The organism is Bacillus sp. ISL-18 (assembly GCF_018613415.1).
GTDB lineage: Bacteria > Bacillota > Bacilli > Bacillales > Cytobacillaceae > Neobacillus.
On sequence record NZ_JAGGQG010000006.1, the window covers coordinates 279,894 to 299,974 of the forward strand.

At 39.4% G+C, this 20,081-nt stretch carries 20 protein-coding genes; 16 read left to right on the forward strand and 4 right to left on the reverse strand.

Translation table 11 applies throughout. From position 1 onward, the window contains the following. The first annotated feature begins 14 nt into the window (after positions 1-14). The 4 genes from J7E81_RS10555 to J7E81_RS10570 all read left to right on the forward strand — a co-directional run bounded on the left by J7E81_RS10555 (position 15) and on the right by J7E81_RS10570 (position 4,487). Positions 15-1,253 (forward strand): pyridoxal-phosphate-dependent aminotransferase family protein, encoded by a 1,239-nt coding sequence (locus J7E81_RS10555; RefSeq protein WP_215042148.1) that lies wholly within the window; start codon positions 15-17, stop codon positions 1,251-1,253. Between the two features lie 117 nt (positions 1,254-1,370). Beyond that, the gene (locus J7E81_RS10560) at positions 1,371-2,180 is read left to right on the forward strand and encodes a spore coat protein (protein ID WP_215042149.1); all 810 of its coding nucleotides are present in this window, start codon (positions 1,371-1,373) and stop codon (positions 2,178-2,180) included. Between the two features lie 182 nt (positions 2,181-2,362). Continuing rightward, entirely contained in the window at positions 2,363-3,109 is a 747-nt protein-coding gene (locus J7E81_RS10565; protein ID WP_215042150.1) for a hypothetical protein, read from the forward strand. Between the two features lie 187 nt (positions 3,110-3,296). Further along, the gene (locus J7E81_RS10570; protein ID WP_215042151.1) at positions 3,297-4,487 is read left to right on the forward strand and encodes a MalY/PatB family protein; all 1,191 of its coding nucleotides are present in this window, start codon (positions 3,297-3,299) and stop codon (positions 4,485-4,487) included. Between the two features lie 92 nt (positions 4,488-4,579). On the opposite strand, the gene J7E81_RS10575 is transcribed toward J7E81_RS10570, so the two are convergent. Beyond that, positions 4,580-4,933 carry a c-type cytochrome gene (locus tag J7E81_RS10575; RefSeq protein ID WP_215042152.1) on the reverse strand — a complete coding sequence of 118 codons (354 nt, stop codon included), beginning with the start codon at positions 4,931-4,933 and terminating at the stop codon, positions 4,580-4,582. Positions 4,934-5,396: 463 nt separating this feature from the next. Between J7E81_RS10575 and tatC the strand changes: the two genes are divergently transcribed. The 9 genes from tatC to queE all read left to right on the forward strand — a co-directional run bounded on the left by tatC (position 5,397) and on the right by queE (position 13,116). Continuing rightward, on the forward strand, positions 5,397-6,134 hold the full coding sequence (gene tatC / locus J7E81_RS10580) for a twin-arginine translocase subunit TatC (RefSeq protein ID WP_215042153.1): 738 nt from the start codon (positions 5,397-5,399) through the stop codon (positions 6,132-6,134). A gap of 60 nt (positions 6,135-6,194) precedes the next feature. Beyond that, positions 6,195-6,392 (forward strand): twin-arginine translocase TatA/TatE family subunit, encoded by a 198-nt coding sequence (gene tatA, locus J7E81_RS10585; RefSeq protein ID WP_215042154.1) that lies wholly within the window; start codon positions 6,195-6,197, stop codon positions 6,390-6,392. A gap of 87 nt (positions 6,393-6,479) precedes the next feature. Beyond that, a complete protein-coding gene (locus tag J7E81_RS10590) occupies positions 6,480-7,244 on the forward strand; it encodes a gluconate 2-dehydrogenase subunit 3 family protein (protein ID WP_308162192.1) in 765 nt (254 codons plus the stop codon). 21 nt (positions 7,245-7,265) lie between these two features. Continuing rightward, a complete protein-coding gene (locus tag J7E81_RS10595; protein WP_215042155.1) occupies positions 7,266-8,981 on the forward strand; it encodes a GMC family oxidoreductase in 1,716 nt (571 codons plus the stop codon). Positions 8,982-9,087: 106 nt separating this feature from the next. Next, on the forward strand, positions 9,088-10,122 hold the full coding sequence (locus J7E81_RS10600) for a LacI family DNA-binding transcriptional regulator (RefSeq protein WP_215042156.1): 1,035 nt from the start codon (positions 9,088-9,090) through the stop codon (positions 10,120-10,122). A gap of 51 nt (positions 10,123-10,173) precedes the next feature. Continuing rightward, positions 10,174-11,112 carry a carbohydrate kinase family protein gene (locus J7E81_RS10605; protein WP_215042157.1) on the forward strand — a complete coding sequence of 313 codons (939 nt, stop codon included), beginning with the start codon at positions 10,174-10,176 and terminating at the stop codon, positions 11,110-11,112. A 151-nt stretch (positions 11,113-11,263) separates the two neighbouring features. Next, complete coding sequence (gene queC / locus J7E81_RS10610) at positions 11,264-11,923, forward strand: 7-cyano-7-deazaguanine synthase QueC (protein ID WP_215042285.1); 660 nt, start codon at positions 11,264-11,266, stop codon at positions 11,921-11,923. A gap of 1 nt (position 11,924) precedes the next feature. Then, positions 11,925-12,407: a 6-carboxytetrahydropterin synthase QueD gene (gene queD, locus J7E81_RS10615; protein WP_215042158.1), complete on the forward strand. Its 483-nt coding sequence runs from the start codon at positions 11,925-11,927 to the stop codon at positions 12,405-12,407. Beyond that, on the forward strand, positions 12,400-13,116 hold the full coding sequence (queE, locus tag J7E81_RS10620; protein WP_215042159.1) for a 7-carboxy-7-deazaguanine synthase QueE: 717 nt from the start codon (positions 12,400-12,402) through the stop codon (positions 13,114-13,116). The genes queD and queE overlap by 8 nt, the downstream gene beginning before the upstream one ends. Before the next feature lie 20 nt (positions 13,117-13,136). Here queE and J7E81_RS10625 read toward each other — a convergent pair whose 3' ends face one another. Then, entirely contained in the window at positions 13,137-14,147 is a 1,011-nt protein-coding gene (locus tag J7E81_RS10625; protein ID WP_215042160.1) for an FUSC family protein, read from the reverse strand. 167 nt (positions 14,148-14,314) lie between these two features. Here J7E81_RS10625 and J7E81_RS10630 point away from each other — a divergent pair, with 167 nt between their 5' ends. Next, positions 14,315-15,436, forward strand: a complete 1,122-nt coding sequence (locus J7E81_RS10630) for an NAD(P)/FAD-dependent oxidoreductase (protein WP_215042161.1) — start codon at positions 14,315-14,317, stop codon at positions 15,434-15,436. Between the two features lie 289 nt (positions 15,437-15,725). Here the strand turns inward: J7E81_RS10630 and J7E81_RS10635 are convergent, their stop codons facing one another. Further along, the gene (locus tag J7E81_RS10635) at positions 15,726-17,207 is read right to left on the reverse strand and encodes a sodium:solute symporter family protein (RefSeq protein ID WP_215042162.1); all 1,482 of its coding nucleotides are present in this window, start codon (positions 17,205-17,207) and stop codon (positions 15,726-15,728) included. Further along, complete coding sequence (locus J7E81_RS10640; RefSeq protein ID WP_215042163.1) at positions 17,207-17,410, reverse strand: DUF3311 domain-containing protein; 204 nt, start codon at positions 17,408-17,410, stop codon at positions 17,207-17,209. The genes J7E81_RS10635 and J7E81_RS10640 overlap by 1 nt, the downstream gene beginning before the upstream one ends. A gap of 237 nt (positions 17,411-17,647) precedes the next feature. Here J7E81_RS10640 and J7E81_RS10645 point away from each other — a divergent pair, with 237 nt between their 5' ends. Both J7E81_RS10645 and ftsH read left to right on the forward strand, forming a co-directional pair. Continuing rightward, positions 17,648-18,259, forward strand: a complete 612-nt coding sequence (locus J7E81_RS10645; RefSeq protein WP_215042164.1) for a TetR/AcrR family transcriptional regulator — start codon at positions 17,648-17,650, stop codon at positions 18,257-18,259. 13 nt (positions 18,260-18,272) lie between these two features. Beyond that, the gene (ftsH, locus tag J7E81_RS10650) at positions 18,273-20,081 is read left to right on the forward strand and encodes an ATP-dependent zinc metalloprotease FtsH (RefSeq protein WP_215042165.1); all 1,809 of its coding nucleotides are present in this window, start codon (positions 18,273-18,275) and stop codon (positions 20,079-20,081) included.

The following is a 20,081-nucleotide window of genomic DNA, read 5'->3' on the forward strand; positions in this document are numbered from 1 at the left end:
CGGAGGTGGAAAAGATGGTCTTTTCTGAGTTACATACACCAAAGCGTACGATTATGACGCCAGGCCCGGTCGAAGTGGATCCGCGTGTATTACGTGCAATGAGTACACCAATTTTAGGACAATTTGATCCGGCTTTTACAAGTATTATGAATGAAGTAATGGAAATGCTCCGCCAAGTTTTTCGAACAAAGAATCAGTGGGCTTTTCCAATTGATGGGACATCACGTTCCGGTAATGAAGCGATCCTTTGCAGTATTATTGAGCCTGGTGACCGTGTACTTGTCCCAATTTATGGCCGCTTCGGACACCTATTAGTCGAAATTTGTGAACGGTATGGGGCTGAAGTTCATACCATCGAATGCCCATGGGGAGATGTATTCGATCCAGATGAAGTTATCGCAAAAATGAAGGAAGTTAATCCAAAAATTGTTGCCATCGTACATGGTGAAACGTCAACAGGGAGGTTGCAGCCGCTTGCGGAAATCGGGAAGGCTTGCCGGGAACTGGATATTTTGTTCATTGTGGACGCGGTTGCCTCTATTGGGGGAGTGGAAGTCAATACAGATGAATGGTACATTGACGGGTTGATTGGCGGAACACAAAAATGTCTATCCGTTCCTTCTGGGATGGCTCCTATCACCTACAATGATCGAATTGAAAACATCTTATTTGCCCGAAAAAAGGTGGAACGCGGGATTGCGACGGAAGAGGATTTGCGTTACGCCCGCAGTAAACATGCAATTGCCAGCAATTATTTTGACTTAAGTATGCTCCAGGATTATTGGGGCCCAAGAAGACTTAATCATCATACAGAAGCAACTTCGATGATTTATGCTCTGCACGAAGGATTGCGGCTGGTATTGACAGAAGGGCTTGAACAGCGATTTGAGCGTCATAAGCTACATGAAAAAGCCTTGATTGCTGGACTCGAAGCGATGGGGTTAACACTTTTTGGTGATTCAAGTAACAAAATTTCTTGTGTCACTTGTATAGAAATTCCCAACGGTGTGGATGGAGAATCTGTTCGGAAAATGCTTCTTGAAGAATTTTGTATAGAAATAGCCTCCTCATTTGGACCCTTGCATGGGAAAATATGGCGGATCGGGACCATGGGGTATAGCTGCCGAAAGGAAAATGTCCTTTCTGTATTAGGTGGATTGGAAGCGGTTTTGATTCGTCATGGCGTTAAGGTGAATCGCGGAGAAGCATTGCAGGCGTCCCTTGACGTATATAAAGCAGAACGGATTACTTGAACATCATTTGAAAAGTCGTCCTAAATTTACCACTAAGGAAAAATCAATCAAACACATACAAGCGCGGATGCATGAAGATAATACTTTTGTTAAAGAAAACAAAAGGGAGTGTTATTGATGCCATTCGGAGCTCATGAAGCAATGGAAGTCCATGAAATATTAACAGAAAAAATTAATATGATTAACCATTTTAATCTTTATGCACAACAGGCGAAAAACCCTCAGTTAAAAGAAATGATTCATCGTCACTTACAGGAAGAAATTAAATCCTATGATACTGTGGTCTCTTATACACATGATTATCAAAATTTCGCGCCAATGTCGGCAAATACCCATGTTAATTCCGTTAAACCTGATCAAATTCAATATGGGTTAGATAATCCAAGCATGGTAACCCCTGAGAGCAACACAACTTTTAATGACTATGAAATTGCCAGTGCCTTGCTGATCTGTCACAAGAATGGTGCAGCAAATGGCGTAAAAGCTACTTTAGAAATTGCTGATCCTAATCTTCGTCAAGTTCTATTAAATGGTGCTGTGAACTGTGTGAATCAAGCCTATGAGGTATTTTTATTTATGAACCAGCAAGGGCAGTACCAAATTCCAACGATGAGAGATCATACTGCGAAAACCTATTTACACACTTTTCAGCCTGTCAATGAATCATTAAAAGCTCAGTATATGGTTAATCCTGGTCAAACTCAAAGTGTTGATCAAGGAATGATGGTTAACAACATGATGGGCAGCACTCAAATGAACCAGCCAACACATGTTTCAAGATCAGGTCAAAATATGATGCCGATGGGCCAAGTTGGCGGAATGTTAACTGGAGCAATGCAGCAGCAACATGTTCAAAACCCAATGTATGGTCAAATGAAGGGCAATCAAACGAATATGCAGAACGGCACTCAGTATTTTAATCATTAAACTCTTTCCTAAGTGGACATGGAAGCTTGATACCATGTCTACTTTTGTTTCATGATTATTTACAATCATAGAGGATTGTCCCATTCCAATTATTCATCTGCGAATATGATTTATAAAGGCAGGTGAAAGAGTTGTATTTAGTTGGCTTTTATTCTCCAAAAGCAAAATCAGGGGTTACTGAATTGTCTGTTTCCATTTATCATTGGTTAAAAACAAACACTAATTTATCGGTAGCTCTCATTTCCTATGGCTCCTTAGAAAGAGAAAATCCTTCGAATGAATTAATCCATGAATTTTCGAAATTGTCCGTTACCGAACAAAAGCGCAAAGTCAAACAAATGAAGAAAGCACACGATATTACCATTTATGATGCCTCAAGCCAATTATCAGAAGGGGTATTAAAGCTTTTACCGATCGTCGACCGTTTGTTTGTTGTCGGGGAAGAACATAAAGAATTTGCGTACAATCTCCAGCAAATTATCCAATTTGATAAGATATTTGATAGAAATGTTAAAAGTTTCATTGCTCATTTACGAGGAAATAAAACGTTTATTCTTCAGGAAAGTAAGGACAACCATGTCATCGGATTTAACTATTCTAAGCAGGATACAGGTCATATTGGCCAAATGATCTATTCTGATTATGTAACACATTACTTAAATGAAAAATTGATCGATAAAAACGAGAAGGTCTTTCGAAAAATCAAGAAAATCCCAAGGGGAGATTTCGCTAATGGCCTCTATAAATTGGGACTTGATTACGAAAAAGCTATGCTTTATGAAAGATACGTTAAATTCCGAGAACTTTTGGGGCAGACCTACGAAGACGCACTTGAGGACCTTTTCCCACTATTCATGCACACCCCTTTCCCACAAATACTAGACAAACTTCAAGCCGAACTCTACATGATCTCCAAGCTCAATTTTTAACTTTTACGGTGCCTGTCACCATTTGTACTGCCAGGATATTAGAAATGTCCGGGCAGTTTCTATTGAAATAAGAGAATTAAATGGAAAGTTTCGCTCTTGTGGGTTACGATTTGAGTAAGATGTAAATTATATGAAGTGACTCCTTACTTTGGTTCACACATCTATTCGACGACGAAGGGTGATATGCATGAAATATAATTTTGATGAGATTGTTAATCGCAGAGGAACTTATTCCATCAAGTGGGATGGCGGTGAAATGATTAAAAAGATGGGTCTTACGGACAGGTACGACGAAGAGACGATTCCTTTGTTCACGGCAGATATGGATCTACCCGTTCCACAGCCTTTAATTGATGCCTTACATAAAACAGTTGACCATCGAATCTTCGGTTATTCCATCTTTCCGGACGAGTATTTTGAAGCGATTCAACATTGGTTCAAAAAGAGACATGATTGGGAAATCCAGAAGGAAGAAATTATTTATAGTCCAGGTACCGTTCATGCCTTAAATATTGCCGTCAGAGCATTCACGAATCCAGATGAAGGAATAATCATTCAACGGCCAGTTTATCCTCCATTTACAGCAGCGATTGAAGCAAACGGTCGAGAACTCTTAAATAATGCTCTAAAATGTGATGAGGACGGTTATTATCATATCGACTTTGCCGATTTTGAGGAAAAAGCAAAAGATGAAAAGACAAAAATGTTTATATTATGTAACCCCCACAATCCAACTGGTAGGATCTTTAGCCAAGAAGAATTACAGAAATTATCCGATATTTGTGCAGCCAATGATGTGCTAATTGTTGCAGATGAAATCCATGGGGATTTGATTCGCCAGAATCAAACTTTCCTGCCAATCGCAAAAGTAGTGGAGAATGCAGACCACATCATCTCGTTTACAGCTATTAACAAAACGTTTAATCTAGCCGGACTGCACTGTACGAACGTCATTATCACCAATCCGAAACATCGAAAAAACTTTACCCGTGTAATGGGGAACCATTTACCATCGCCGTTCACCGTATCAGCCTTGATATCTGTATATCACGATGGTGATGAATGGCTTGAGCAGCTGAAGGAATACATTGACGGGACGATGGAATGGGCAGTTGGATTTTTAGCTGAAAACATGCCGAAGGTTAAGGTGAGAATCCCTGAAGGAACCTATATTATGTGGATGGATTTTAGCGGGTATGGCTTAACTCCCGAAGAGGTTCATGATCGGATTTATAATAAGGCAAATGTTATCCTTGAAGACGGAAAAATGTTTGGTCAAGAAGGACTAAACTATCAAAGAATTTGTATTCCCTCACCACGTCCGATGATAAAAGAAGCGTTTGAGAGAATTGCCAGGGAATTTGAAGAGGTAAAATAAAACACCATAAAATGTTTTTTAATTTCAAAGAAGCAATGCCATATCCCCGAAAAGGGGGTGGCATTGCTTTTTCTATTCTCTAAGTATAATGATTACTTTTTCTCTGATAACCATTTTGCAACAACGGCTACATCATCGCCTGAAATCACACCAGCAGGCATACCGTTTTTACCATTTTTAATAATATGTTCTATTTCGCTTTGGTTATATTTAGAACCAATCTTACTTAAGGCTGGGCCGGCTCCGCCTTGTAATTGGTCACCATGGCAAGTAATACAGTTTTTCCCGACAATATCTTCCGCATTTTCTGTAGATGCAGAGGCTGTAACATTTCCATTAGCAGATACAGGTTGAGACTTTTTAGGGCCCTCGTAAACAAAAAGTAAAAATACCAAGCCTGCTGCTAATAGGATATTGAATCCAGTTATCATGATTGTTTTTTTCATATGAATCTCCTAATTAATTATTTTCAGAAAAAAGAATGCCAATTAAAAAAAATGGACCATACAAGGGTGTTGATTAATAAGCCTACGATAAAAAGAGTCCATTGATTTTTCTTTTGCTCCCAACAAGCGACAATCAGAGCTAAACCAACTAAAACTCCGATAAAGGCAAGCCAAGGAAATGAATCAAAGGATTTAGCGCAGTAAACTCCTAAGCAGGCGCTTAACAGTAAAGAAAAAACGAGCTCGCTTAAGAAAGATAATTCAGTTTTTATATGAGTGGTCATGATTTTACACCTCTATTGACAGTAATTTAATTTTGCAGAATCCTAATTTTGAACATTTTGTGACAAAATGTTTGTCCTTTTTTAAATTATAGGCGTATACTAGTAATTGTTTTTTAGGGTAACGAAGTAAAGTATACTAGTTTTTAATTTATTAAAAAAGGGGTGTTCAGCAATTTATTATGGAACAAGCCAATTTACAACAAGATCAGGAACAGCTCCTTGTTGCACATCTAACCGAATTAAGGAAGCGAATTATTATCGTACTAGTTTTTTTATTCCTTTCCTTAATTGCAGGATTTATTGCTTCGCCGACGATCTTACAATACATTAAATCACAGCCATCAGCCGTTAGAATTGAATGGAATGTATTTGGTTTTGCAGATGGAATTGCGATTTATTTTAAATGTGCGCTTGTTTTGGCCTTATTAATAACCTTACCAATTGCCATGCATCAAACGTGGCTGTTTGTGAAACCCGGGTTAACTGACGAAGAAAAAAAGGGTGTATTTATCTTCATCCCGATAACGTTTTTCTTGTTTGTTTTGGGAGTGTCGTTTAGCTATTTTGTTTTATTCCCAATGATGATTCATTTCTTGTCTTCCATTAATCAATCCATTGGTGCGACAGAAACGTATGGAATTAATCAGTATTTTAAGATGATGTTTGGCATTATCTTACCGGTCAGCCTTATGTTTGAATTACCTGTAATTATGGTGTTTCTAACGAAGATTGGTCTGGTAAATCCCAAGTTTTTAAAAAAAATAAGAAAAGCAGCTTATTTTGTTTTAGTGGTCTTGGCGATCACGATCACGCCGCCAGATTTTATATCAGATTTTATCTTTAGTATTCCATTATTGATTCTCTATGAGGTTAGTATTCTATGTTCTAACTGGGTTTATAAAAAAAACAAAAGCTAATAAGGGTTCTTTATTAGATCGATCTAATAACGAAAAATTAATTTAAAGGGGGAATTTGTTTTGTTAAGTTCTATTGGTGTTCCAGGCTTAATTATCATTTTAGTGTTGGCCTTGATTCTATTTGGTCCATCTAAATTACCACAACTAGGAAAAGCTGTTGGGGATACATTACGTGAGTTTAAAAAGTCAACTAGAGAAATGGTTGATGATGTGAAAGAACCTTTCGAAGTCGACAGTAAGAAGGAGAAGCAGGAATAATTTTTTTGCTCAGATATTAGATCGATCTAATAGATCGATCTAATAAATAAACAATCTCAATTTTTCTAATGAAATGGGGGCTTTTCTGTGTCAAATGACGAGAAAAAATTAACTGGGGTTCAGGACAAAACAAGACGAACCTTTATGAGAAATTCAGGATTAACAGTCGGTGGTTTGATTGTTGGTGGAGCAGTGGGAAGCTTATTCGGCATGAAATCCTCGTCTAAAACAGTGCCTGCTTCATCGCATGTACAAGAGATGGCTGCTAACCCAAATGAGGCACTAATGTTCTTTAATCAAGATCAGTATCAGACAACAGCGGCCGCAGCGGAACGTATTTTTCCGAAAGATGAAACCGGTCCTGGGGCGAAGGACTTGAATGTTGCTATCTATATCGATCATCAACTAGCAAGTCCATGGGGAGTAAACGCCAAAGATTACATGATGGGACCATTTAAAACACCAGATGAGAAACAAGGAGGGCAATTACGTATTCTCCGCAAGGATTTATTTGTCTTAGGGTTGAATGGCTTAAATGATTATAGTAATAAAAAATATCAAAAGAAATTCACAGAAATAGAAGCAAAAGAGCAGGATCAAGTATTAGTAGATTTTGAGAGTGGAAAAGCAGGTAACCTGTCAGGTGTATCGACTTCGGCATTTTTTAAAATGCTTCGAACACTAACGATTGAAGGGGCCTATGCTGACCCCATGTATGGCGGCAATAAAGACATGCAGGGCTGGAAAATGCGGAAATATCCAGGGGCTCAAATGGGATACACCAAAGAAATTCAAAGTGACAAATTCGTAGAATTAACTCCACATAGTTTACATGACCATATGAGTCATTGATGATAGAAAGGAATGAATAAAATGGCTAGAAAACTTCCAAAAGTGCCCGTAGTAATTGTTGGTATGGGGTGGGCAGGCGGAATTATTGCCTCCGAATTAACAAAAGCAGGAGTGAAAGTTGTCGGAATTGAACGAGGAAAAGATCGGACGACAAGTGATTATTTAATGGGACATGATGAACTCCGTTATCAGCATCGAACAGAGTTAATGCAAGATCTTTCAAAAGAAACCATTACTTCCCGTAATAATAAAAACATGACGGCCCTTCCAATGCGCAGCTACGGGACCTTTATTGTTGGCGATGGAGTTGGCGGTGCCGGCAGTCACTGGAACGGACAAACGTATCGTTTCTTGCCATATGATTTTGAAATTAAGACCTTAACGGAAAAGAAATATGGCCCTAGCAAAGTGAAGCCTGAGTATCTCATTCAAGACTGGGGTATCACGTACGACGAGATTGAACCCTATTATGATAAATTTGAAAAAATGGCAGGGATTTCAGGCGAGACCGTTGAGAAATATGGGAAACGGACAAATCCATATCCTACTGGTCCAATGGTGAAAACACCCATTATGAAGGAATTTGAAACAGTAACCAAAAAACTTGGCTACAGCCCGTATGTCATTCCTTCTTCTAATTTATCAGAATCATATAAAAATCCAGATGGCATTCAACGTGGTGCCTGCCAATATTGTGCCTACTGTGAAAACTTTGGCTGTGAATACGGTGCGAAAGCTGATCCAGCTGTAACAGTTATTCCAGTGGCAAAACAGACGGGAAACCTTGATTTAAGAACACATTCTAATGTTATTCGGATCTTAAATGATGGTAAAAAAGCGACTGGTGTGCTATATGTAAATACGATTACAGGTGAAGAGTTTGAGCAGCCTGCCGATATTGTAGTTGTCGCAAGCTATGTCTTTAATAATGTTAGACTTCTATTGAATTCTGGTCTTGGTAAGCCATATAATTCAGAAACAGGTACAGGTGTTGTTGGTAAGAACTATTGTTATCAAGTAACCGGAGGAGCCACCACCTTATTCTTTAATGGTCGAGAATTTAATTTGTATGGTGGTGCAGGTGCATTAGGGATGGAGATTCCTGATTTTACAGGGGATAGTTTCGACCATACCCATGAAAACTTCATTCACGGAGGCTGTATTCGTGTGACACAATATGGAAACCGTCCAATTGCGAACAATACCGTTCCAAAAGGTACACCTGCATGGGGCGAGGAGTTTAAGAAACAATCGATTAAATATGCAAACAGCACCTTCCCTGTAAAGGTACAAGCAGCCAGCATGCCGCACAAAGACAATTATCTTGATCTAGATCCTACATATAAGGACGCATATGGTATGCCTTTATTACGGATGACATATGACTATACAGAACAAGATAAAGAAATGGTTAAATATATGGCGAAAATCACGAAAAAAATTGCCAAAGAGTTTGGCGCTGATATTATGGAAACATCTGAAGAACAGGCGCCTTTTAACGTAAATAAAGATACCAATACGCATAATACAGGGGGAGTTATCATGGGGGCAAATCCTGAAACTTCTGCCGTTAATACGTATTTACAAATGTGGGATGCGGAAAATGTATTTGTTGCTGGGTCTTCTGCCTTTCCTCACAACAGTAATTTTAATCCAACGGGTACATTAGGTGCCTTATCGTACCGTGCAGCTGAAGGTATTTTAAAATATATTAAACAAGGCGGATTACTTGTTTAATTCGCCATAAAGATTACCTGTCTCAGGATTTGGGGCAGGTAATCTTTTTTGTTTTTAAGGATTACTATATAATTAAAGTCTAGTAAGTAATCAATAGGGTGATATTATGAAACGAAAAAAAGGGTCAAGAGTCACACTTAAGGACGTAGCTGAACATGCGGGTGTCTCTCGTGCAACGGCTTCACTTATTGTGAGAAATAGTCCAAATGTTTCCGATCAGACAAGGAAAAAAGTATTGGCAGCGATGGATGAGCTTGGCTATGTATATGATCGTGTGGCGGCAAATCTTCGCTCAAAACGTTCATCCACAGTGGGAGTAATCTTTACAGATATTGCTAATACATTCTTTTCGGATTTTTTAAAAGGGGTCACAACAACATTAGAAGCGGAAGGTTATACGGTTCTCTTAGGCACCACGTTTGACTCAGAAGAAAAGCAGGTCCGGCTTCTGTCTACCATGCTTGAACATCGAGTAGACGGGATTATATTATGCCCTGTTTCAGGAAGTTCGAGGGAACCAATAGATAAGATACATAAGCTGGATATCCCGATTGTCCATGCAGTAAGAGAGATTACTAATGCTGAATGTGATTATGTTGGGATTGATTATTTTAAAGGTGCGAAAATGGCTGTAAATCACTTAATTCAAAATGGGCATCAACGAGTCGCTTTTGTTGGCGGCCGAAAAGAATCAACTGCCTGGCAGCAAAGAATAGAGGGATTTAAGCTGGCCTTTCAGTCCGCTGGTTTAGAAGTGGACCCGTCGAAGTTCATTAGTACAGCTCCAACAAGAGATGGCGGAACCGTAGGGGTTAAGGAACTGATAAAGAAAGGGGCACAGCCTACAGCCATTTTTTGTTTTAATGATTTAGTCGCACTTGGTGTTATGGTAGGTTTAAGGGAGTTAGGGATTGTACCTGGGAAGGATGTTGCGGTAGTTGGTTTTGATGATATACCAGAAGCTAGTATAACAAATCCGCCCTTAACAACTGTATCCTCATTCGCCAGTCAGATAGGTTCCAATGCGGCAAGCCTTCTTCATAAAAGAATGGTAGATATTGACCGCCCAAGGGAACGAATCATTTTACCTCCAGATTTAATTATTCGTGATTCTACATTTGAGAATCGGCAGTATCTATAATACACTGGTCCATACATCATGAGTTGCTATTCAATTATAAGGAGGACTATTTTGGAAAAGCAAGGCGTCATTTCACTAGGAGAAGCATTTGTCGACTACATTTCAGTCGATGCTGCCAATACAACATTCAAAAAGCTGTTGGGAGGGGCCACCGTTAATGTTGCTGTAGGGACCCAGCGGCTTGGAATTCCTACATATTATTTGTGTAAAATGGGTGAGGATGAAATCAGTCAATTTGTTGAACAAGAACTAGCGAATGAGGGGATTAATACCGAATTTGCCGTTCACACTCCGAGTAAGAAAATTTGTGGTGTCTATGTTTATACTAACAATCAGGGCGAGCGTTATTTTCACTCATACCTTAACGATACGCCAGATGAACTATTAATAGCGGATGAACTAAAAAAAGAAGTGTTTGAGCAGACAAAGGTATTTTATTTCGGTTCAGGTACGCTTTTTCACAAAAAAGCGAAAGAAACAACAGAAACTGCCTTAAACTATGCTAAGGACTGCGGTAATTTGATCGCTTTTGATACGAATATTCGCTTAAAGCGCTGGGAGAGCGAGGAGCAATGTCGGCAAACGATTACTTCTTTTCTAAAAAAAGCCGATGTTGTAAAAATCGCGGAGGAGGAGTTATATTTTTTAACTGAAACCAGTTCGTTTGAGGCAGGATTAGAGAAATTATCCGTTTGGGAGATCCCTTTCCTATTTGTGACCATGGGGGCCAAAGGTGCTTACGCTTTGATGAAGGGGAACAAGGTATTCTCACCAGCTCCGAAGGTTGAAGCGGTTGATACTACTGGTGCGGGGGATGCTTTTATAGCGGCACTCTTATACTGCTTCCACGAAAAAGGGAAGCCAACTCATCAAGCCCAATTAATAAAGTACCTTCAGTTTGCTAATCAGGTTGGGGCTGCAGTAACTACTAAGGTTGGTTCTTTGACAACCAATATTGATTATTGCGAATTAAAAAAACAATATCTGTAGGTACCCATTTTTATTTCTTTATGATATTATTCTAGTATTGAAATTTTATAGCAGAGGTTCTAGTCCCCCTCATTAAAAAAACTAAGATGAAGCAGCACTTCGATCTTGGGGTGCTGTTTTTTCTATTTTGAAAGGAGAATTCCTTAGTATGTTGAAGGATGAAAAAGCAGTTGTCGTATTCAGTGGCGGCCAAGACAGCACCACTTGCTTATTTTGGGCATTAAAACAATTTAAAGAAGTAGAAGTTGTTACTTTTGATTATAACCAAAGGCATTCTCTAGAAATTGAGTGTGCCAAAAATATAGCGAATGAACTTGGTGTCAGGCACCATATTTTAGATATGTCATTATTAAACCAATTGGCACCCAATGCACTAACCCGAAATGACATTGAGGTGAAAGAAGGCGAGGATGGCGAGCTTCCATCGACCTTTGTTCCTGGACGGAATCTTTTATTTATCTCCTTTGCAGGCGTTCTGGCGAGCCAGGTTGGAGCCAAACACCTTGTAACTGGTGTGTGTGAAACGGACTTTAGTGGTTACCCAGATTGCCGTGATATTTTTATAAAATCGTTAAACGTGACCTTAAACCTGTCGATGGATAAGGAATTTGTCATCCATACTCCGTTAATGTGGCTGGATAAGGCTGAAACTTGGCAGTTGGCCGATGAACTCGATGGATTGGAATTTGTAAGAGAAAAAACCCTAACTTGTTACAACGGAATGATTGCTGACGGCTGCGGGGAATGTCCTTCCTGTCTATTACGAAAAAAGGGCCTTGAAAAATATTTATCAACAAGAGAGGCGTTATAAAATGTATGGTTTTCGCATTGTCGATAAGCTGCAAAAAATAAATGAGGATATCCAGCCCGATCAATTAAAGTACCATCACAAACGAGTACTTGTCAGCAAGGAATTTACCTTTGATGCCGCCCATCATTTGCATTGCTATGATGGCAAGTGTAAAAACCTCCATGGCCATACCTATAAAGTTATCTTTGGGATAAGCGGTTTTGTAGATGATCGGGGCCTGATGATGGATTTCGGCGATATTAAAGACATTTGGAAAAATGAAATTGAAATCTTCCTTGATCACCGCTATTTGAATGAAACGCTGCCGCCGATGAATACAACCGCAGAGAATATGGTGGTATGGATTTATGAGAAAATGGCAGAGGCGTTACAGCAATCGGAAAGACAAGACAAGTATGCAGGAGCAAGGGTGGAGTTTGTCCGTTTATTTGAAACTCCAACCAGCTATGCGGAAGCAAGACGGGAGTGGATGGAAAATGAGTAAAATTCCCGTAATGGAAGTTTTTGGACCAACGATTCAAGGGGAAGGAATGGTTATTGGCCAAAAAACGATGTTTGTCAGAACCGCCGGATGTGATTATTCCTGCAGCTGGTGTGATTCTGCCTTTACATGGGATGGTTCAGGGAAAGACAATATCCGGATGATGGAAGCAGAAGAAATCTGGACCGAGTTAAAACGAATTGGCGGGGACAATTTCTCTTTTGTGACCATTTCTGGTGGAAATCCTGCTCTCTTAAAAAATCTTGACTCATTGATCGATATTTTGCAGGATCATCATATCAAAATTGGTTTGGAAACACAGGGGAGTAAGTGGCAGGATTGGTTTGTTAAGATTGATGAATTAACCATTTCCCCGAAACCGCCAAGTTCCAACATGGTAACGGATTTCGAAGTATTAAATATGATTATTGATAACCTCAAAGAAAGTAATGTGAGCTTAAAGGTCGTCATCTTTGATGATCAAGATTACGAGTATGCAAAAAGTATTCACCACCGCTATCCGGGCGTTCCTTTCTTTTTGCAGGTTGGTAATCATGATATTACCACAGCAGATAACCAGAAGCTGCTGTTTGAGTTATTAAATCAATATGAGCGTCTTATTGATAGAGTAATGCTGGACCCAGACCTTAATAACGTAAAAGTCCTGCCGCAATTGCATACGTTATTATGGGGAAATAAACGAGGAGTTTAACCAGTATCTGACCCTCTTACTTACAGTGATGGGGGTCGGTTACTGGTTTTAATTTTTTCTAAAAAAAGAGATGTCCCTTGATAGATTGCTGTCTCGTATTGTTGGTTCTTTTGTTCTGCAGGGAGCGATATTGTTAAAAGATTCCTTAATTCCTCTTGGTCCATTTTCTGTGTAAAAAAATGAGCTAGTGTGGATTGTTGATTTGCCCAAGTCATTTGGTCAGTTGTTGTGAGAGACCCTGCTTTAGCCCAGGCAATAAACGTGTCTACCGTTGTTTTTAGGTAGATATATCCCTCAGAAAATAACATTATTTTTTGATCACATTCCTTAAGTATATTGTTACTTTTTTGTCCGAACGGGTTATATTTCAAACTTTCTTTTGCATCTTTGAGAACAAATTTACAGAGTTGCAGCTCTTGTTGAAGTTTTTTTAAGTCGTTTTGCAGTTCTTTTTCTTGTGTTAGATCAGAACCGTTTTCTAGCCATAGTGCTAGTTTCGTAAAAACACTTGCCAGATGGCTGGAGCAGTCCGAGCACTTGTTTAAAGCTTGTTTTGAATAATTTGGCGGGTGGATCATCATCTGAATCAACACCGCTGCGAGTGCCCCGATTAGGGTATCACGAAACCGATCGATTGGATAGTCCCCAGCTTTTTTTCCCAATACAAAGACAAGCAATACAGTTAAAGCGACTTGATGGATTGCAGTTTCTTCGCGTTTTAACCATTTTGCGATAAAGCATCCAACGATAATCAAGCTCCCCAACGTCCAGCCATTTACTTTCACAAAAGGTTCCAATAGTACGACAATAACGATACCAATAACGGTTCCTACCATTCTTTGATAGGAGAAACGGATCGAACGGTCGATCGTTGTTTGTAAGCAAAGAATAACCGAAATGGGTGCTAAGTAGGGATGGGTAGACCCTGCTAGTTTTGCAATCTCCCATGAAAGGGCGGAGGCCGCTCCCATCTTCCAAATCAAAACTGTTTTATTTTCCATTTGTTTTTTTAATTGCTTTTTTGATTTCAATGTAACGGCCCCTTTATTCGTGTCCGCAGCGTGGTTAGTTTTACCAAAAAACCTATTTCTATACGGGTGATGACACTGCTACAAATGTTTCATTCAGTTCACTATTTTGATACTATTAGATTTGAATTTACATATGGAATGAACCAATAAACTAAAAAAGGTGACTTATGAAAATTATTGTTATAGGAGCGGGAATTCTCGGCGCGTCCACCGCTTACCATTTAGCCAAGTTAGGTGCAGAAGTTCTGGTAATCGATCGGCATGATTCAGGTCAAGCCACTGATGCGGCAGCTGGTATTGTATGTCCTTGGCTTTCGCAGCGGCGGAATAAAGCCTGGTATCAACTGGCGAAAGGCGGTGCCCGTTATTATCCGAAGTTAATTGCGCAGCTGGAAGCAGATGGTGAAACAAATACAGGGTATAAACGTGTCGGAGCTATTAGTCTGCATAGGGTTCCTGAAAAGCTTGAACAGATGGCAGAGCGGGCAAGAAAACGCCGTGAGGATGCCCCTGAAATCGGAGAAATTAGCATTTTGAGTCCTTCTGAAACAAAGAGTTTATTCCCGGCTTTAGCGGAGGAATATGGGGCTGTGTACGTAAGTGGCGGGGCACGGGTGGATGGCAGAGCTATTCGTGATGCCCTGATGAGGGCCGCACAAAAACATGGAGCTTCGTTATTGAGAGGGAATGCATCGATTGTTGCAGAGGGCAAACGGTTTATGGGAATTAGCCTGGAGGGGACTGTGCTGCCGGCGGATCAGGTCATAGTAACCGGAGGAGCATGGTCGAAAGAGTTATTGGCGCCCTTAGGGGTTGAGTTTTTAGTTAAGCCGCAAAAGGCGCAAATCATCCATCTTGAATTGCCAAATGCAGATACTGGTTCATGGCCTGTGGTGATGCCGGTTAGTAATCAATATATCCTTACTTTTGAAAATGGACGAGTGGTCGTTGGTTCAACCCATGAAAATGAAGCCGGTTTTGATCACCGTGTAACGGCAGGCGGCATCCAAGAGATTTTGAATAAGGCTCTAGAGGTTGCACCGGGGCTTTCTGATAGCACGTATCTTGAAACACGTGTGGGGTTCAGGCCTTTTTCACCGGGCTTTTTACCGGTAATGGGGGCTTTGCCTGATTATGATAGCATCTATGTGGCAAACGGTCTGGGTGCCTCGGGGCTTACGAGTGGACCGTACATTGGTGCGGAGCTTGCTAAGCATGTTGTTGGGAAGCCAACAGAGATCGATTTTAGTCTCTACGATGTAGCAGGGGCAATTGGAAATAGGGAGTAAATGATTGCTGCGGCCATTTTGATGGAGACACAACAAAATGGTATCTGAGGAATATGGCTATATGTTGGGTTCATGAGGAAAAAACAAAAAGGAAATCAGGATATCATGTCCACATGGCGGATTCATGTTTAAAAACCCCCTTTGAGCGTGGTGGTTATCTATCATTTGGATTGTATTTTTGTTGAATAGGTTCCCAATTCTTTTGAATGAATGAAATAACTTACAATCTCCAGCCAACCTAAAAAAAGACCTGCTTTTCTATCAAGATAAAAGCAGGTCTTTTACATTATTAAGCACCTTTTTTTACATTCTGTTGTTTACCAAATAACTGTTCAAGAATAGAGTTATGTTTAATTCTAGACACAAACAATGGATTTAGCAGCACCGTTACAATCACATTGGCCATTAATCCCCAGAAACCTTCATAAATACCAAAAGATTTTCCAGTTGCATAAACAGTGAAGGTAACCACTAAACCAACAATTAACCCCCCAATAGTAGCTTCTTTTGTTTGGTTTTTCCAAAAAAGGCTAAACACAATGGCTGGGAAGATTTGTACCATTCCGGAAACTCCTAGTAATTGTAATGAAACGAGGGCAGAAGGGAACACCATACCGAATACTAAGGCAAGTCCAATAACAACAAATACCATACAACGAGTAACCAAAGTAAGTTTTGCGGGTTGAACCTTTGGATTAATTAAATCACGGTAAATATTATTAGCAAATAAATTGGATGCCCCAATTGCCATGATGGAACAAGGTATTAGTGAAGCAAGAGCTATGGTTGAATAAGCTAAACCTTGGACAACTCCTCCATAAGAAACTTGGACCAAATTTAATAGTGCAAATCTTGGGTTCGTACCTTCTGGAAGAACATGAAAGGCCACAAAGCCAAGGAAAATTAATAGAATTAAAACGATATTATATAATGGAAGAAAAATAGCATTCTTCCGAAGCGCATCCGCACTTTTTGCTGTAAATACACCTGTCGCTGCGTGGGCCCACATAAATAAAGCCAAGCCGGATACCAACGAAGCTGTTAAAAACCATGGGATTCCTTTAGGACCTGATGCAGGGATGGTTAAGAGCTGAGGTGAATCGGCAGCTACCTTATCAATCATCGCTCCCCAGCTTCCGAAATGAATGATAGGGAGATTCACCACTAGGAATAACATAATCACCCACACTAAAATGTCTTTAATAACTGCGGTATAAGTTGGTCCCTTAATCCCGCTAAAAAATGTAAATAGTGCTACTAGAAGGAAAGATATGATGACGACAACTTTTACATTAATAAATCCTGTTCCTGCAACTGTCAATGTATCTTGAATCCCCGCTAATTGCAAATCTATGTAAGGAATAAGCATTAACACACCGACCACGGCAATTAAGAAGGATAAAAATTTACTATTAAATCGCACCTTCGCATAATCGGCAAGTGTAGTTATTTTATGATTCTTTGAAAACTTCCATAGCTTAGGAAGGAAGAAATAGGAGATAAAGTACGCAATAATGGTATATGGAATCGCAAAGAATGCTAGACTTCCACCTGTGTAAGCTGTACTTGTTAGCCCTAAAAAGGTATAAGCTGTGTATAGGTCAGCGCCGACTAAGAACCAGACGAGTAAGGTCCCAAAACGCCTGCCGCCGACAGACCATTCTTCGACTGAACTTCTGTTCGTTTTATCTCTGCCGGATATGAATCCTATTAAGACAACCCCTAAAACAATGATTCCTGTAATTAACAAAGCTGTAAGATTTCCTTGCATTACTCAGCACTTCTTTCTGTTTTTTGTAATCTGTAAATCGCAAAGGTACATAAAGGAGTGACTAGCATTCCGAAAAATAACCAAAACGCCAGGAAGGGTAATCCAAAAATAATTGGATGAATCCGGTTAACAAATGGAATGGCTGCCAGCATAAAGATAAAAGGCACGATTGATAGTAAAACAATGATGGACTTTTTGCCCATTTTTATAACCCCCTGTTTGAAAAATTTTCAACGAAAATAATAGTATCAATTATTTCCAATTAAAACAACAAAATTTTTAGAAAATATATAAAATTCATTTCCATTAATAAATGACAAAGTGTCAGTTTAAACTTTGACAAATGACACTTTGTCATTTACAATAGTTTCATAGTGACAGACTGTCATGTGAATAATATCTACTAATTAGATAGTGGTTTACGATTGGAGGAGCAGCCGTTGCCCAAAGTCACCTTTACCAATTTACCTGAAGAAAAAAAACAGACATTGATTGCGGCAATGAGAAAAGAGTTTTCAAGAGTTCCGTTATATGATGCGTCTATCTCAAATATCATTAAATCAGCAAATATCCCGCGCGGAAGCTTTTATCAATACTTTGAAGATAAAGAGGATGCCTTTTTCTATCTTTTAAATGAACTGGTTCTTACTATTCGGAATAACTTTGTTGTTTTACTTAAAAAATATGATGGGGATCTTTTTGATACCATGGTCGTCTTTTACCAGCACATTATCATGGAGGAAGAGGATGTTCATTTTTTAAAAAATGCGTTTTTAAATATGACGTATAAAATCGAATTATCTTTTTCAAAAATCTTTAGGGGCCATGAAAATAGTGGCAGCTTAAGTGATTTTCTCTCTTCTCTTAATACGAGAAACTTAAATATTTCAAACCATAAAGAATTGTTTCATCTCTTGCAAATTGTCTTTACGATTACCTTAAGAAATGTTGTCGAAAAGTTTGCCAAAGACCTATCGAATGATGAAGCGTTGGACAATTATAAAATTGAAATGAATCTTTTAAAAAGCGGATTAGTCCGAAGGGATTCATAATGGAGGAACAAACGTGAAACGAGTAAAACCACCCAAGAAGCCACTAATATTTTATTATGGAATCATAATCGTTATTATACTGCTATTAAATTCATTTATCTTTCCAGCTATTACGAACCATTCCGTTAAGGAAGTTGATTATGGGACGTTTTTAACCATGGTTGATAAAGGGCAAGTTAAACAAGTTGAAATTGATGATAACACAATCTCGTTTAAATCAAACAAGTCAGTCCTTTATAAAACAGGGACGATTGAAGATCCTGAATTAGTAGACCGTCTGCATAAAGCAGATGTTAAATTTACAAAGGTAATTCCAAAAGAAACGTCGCCTTTGTTAAATTTTATTCTTTCTTGGATTCTTCCATTTGCTATTTTTATTGCGATTGGTCAATGGTTAACGAAAAAAATGCAAGGTAAAATGATGGGCGGCGGCGGTCCCTTATCATTTGGAAAAAGCAATGCCAAAGTATACGTGGAAACTGAAACAGGAATTACCTTTAAAAATGTGGCTGGACAAGATGAGGCAAAAGAGGCACTTCAAGAAATCGTCGACTTCCTTCATAATCCGAAAAAGTATAAAGAAATTGGAGCAAATATTCCAAAGGGCGCTCTCTTAGTAGGACCTCCGGGAACAGGGAAAACGATGCTCGCCAAGGCGGTTGCTGGTGAATCAAAGGTTCCATTCTTCTCTATGTCAGGTTCCGAATTTGTCGAGATGTTTGTTGGAATGGGGGCTGCTAGAGTAAGAGATTTATTTAAACAAGCACAGGAAAAAGCCCCATGTATTGTGTTTATCGATGAAATCGATGCAATCGGGAAAAGCCGAAATTCTGGAATGGCTGGGGGTAATGATGAACGGGAACAAACCTTGAACCAGCTGTTAACAGAAATGGACGGGTTTGATGCGGATAAAGGTGTCGTGATCCTTGCCGCTACCAATAGACCGGAAACACTTGATAAGGCGCTTTTAAGACCGGGCCGTTTTGACCGAAGAGTACCGGTTGAATTACCAGATTTGAAAGGACGGGAATCGATCTTAAACGTCCATGCTGCAAAAGTGAAACTAGCGGATGATGTTGATTTTAATGTAATTGCTAGAGCCACTTCTGGAGCATCCGGTGCCGATTTGGCCAATATTATTAATGAAGCTGCTTTAAGGGCCGTAAGATTAGGCCGAACCAAGGTAACTCAAAATGATTTGGAAGAGTCCGTGGAAGTCGTCATTGCTGGTTACCAACGTAAAAACGCCGTCATCTCAATGAAGGATAAACTAACGATTTCCTATCATGAAATCGGCCATGCCTTGGTTGCAGCCAAGCAGAGTCACTCTGCTCCTGTTCATAAAATCACGATTATTCCAAGAACGTCTGGTGCGTTGGGTTACACCATGCAGGTAGATGAGCAAGAAACGGTGTTAATGACAAAAGAGCAGGCCTTGGATAAAATCACCACCTATATGGGAGGACGTGCAGCAGAGGAGATTATCTTTAAAACGGTAACGTCCGGTGCATCTAATGACATCGAACAAGCTACGAAGATTGCTCGAGCAATGGTTACTAGATTTGGTATGAGTGAAGAGTTTGATATGATGGCACTGGAAACAGTAAATAATCCCTATTTAGGCGGGGATACTTCGTTAATGGTGTCCGCGGAAACAGCTGCCAAAGTAGATGCCGAAATTCTTAAGATTATAAAATCTTGTCACCAAAATGCGATTCGGATTTTAGAGGATAATAAAGATAAATTACATGAATTAACGAAATATTTGTTAGAAAAAGAAACCATCACCGGCGACGAATTTATGTCTATTTTATTAGCTTAG

What these genes read in the sequence shown, in the direction of transcription:
- J7E81_RS10575 (WP_215042152.1), bottom strand. Translation starts at nt 4,933, where the DNA reads ATGAAAAAAACAATCATGATAACTGGATTCAATATCCTATTAGCAGCA.
- J7E81_RS10640 (WP_215042163.1), bottom strand. Translation starts at nt 17,410, where the DNA reads ATGGGCAAAAAGTCCATCATTGTTTTACTATCAATCGTGCCTTTTATC.
- tatC (WP_215042153.1), top strand. Translation starts at nt 5,397, where the DNA reads ATGGAACAAGCCAATTTACAACAAGATCAGGAACAGCTCCTTGTTGCA.
- J7E81_RS10635 (WP_215042162.1), bottom strand. Translation starts at nt 17,207, where the DNA reads ATGCAAGGAAATCTTACAGCTTTGTTAATTACAGGAATCATTGTTTTA.
- J7E81_RS10570 (WP_215042151.1), top strand. Translation starts at nt 3,297, where the DNA reads ATGAAATATAATTTTGATGAGATTGTTAATCGCAGAGGAACTTATTCC.
- J7E81_RS10595 (WP_215042155.1), top strand. Translation starts at nt 7,266, where the DNA reads ATGGCTAGAAAACTTCCAAAAGTGCCCGTAGTAATTGTTGGTATGGGG.
- J7E81_RS10600 (WP_215042156.1), top strand. Translation starts at nt 9,088, where the DNA reads ATGAAACGAAAAAAAGGGTCAAGAGTCACACTTAAGGACGTAGCTGAA.
- J7E81_RS10630 (WP_215042161.1), top strand. Translation starts at nt 14,315, where the DNA reads ATGAAAATTATTGTTATAGGAGCGGGAATTCTCGGCGCGTCCACCGCT.
- J7E81_RS10555 (WP_215042148.1), top strand. Translation starts at nt 15, where the DNA reads ATGGTCTTTTCTGAGTTACATACACCAAAGCGTACGATTATGACGCCA.
- J7E81_RS10560 (WP_215042149.1), top strand. Translation starts at nt 1,371, where the DNA reads ATGCCATTCGGAGCTCATGAAGCAATGGAAGTCCATGAAATATTAACA.
- queD (WP_215042158.1), top strand. Translation starts at nt 11,925, where the DNA reads ATGTATGGTTTTCGCATTGTCGATAAGCTGCAAAAAATAAATGAGGAT.
- queE (WP_215042159.1), top strand. Translation starts at nt 12,400, where the DNA reads ATGAGTAAAATTCCCGTAATGGAAGTTTTTGGACCAACGATTCAAGGG.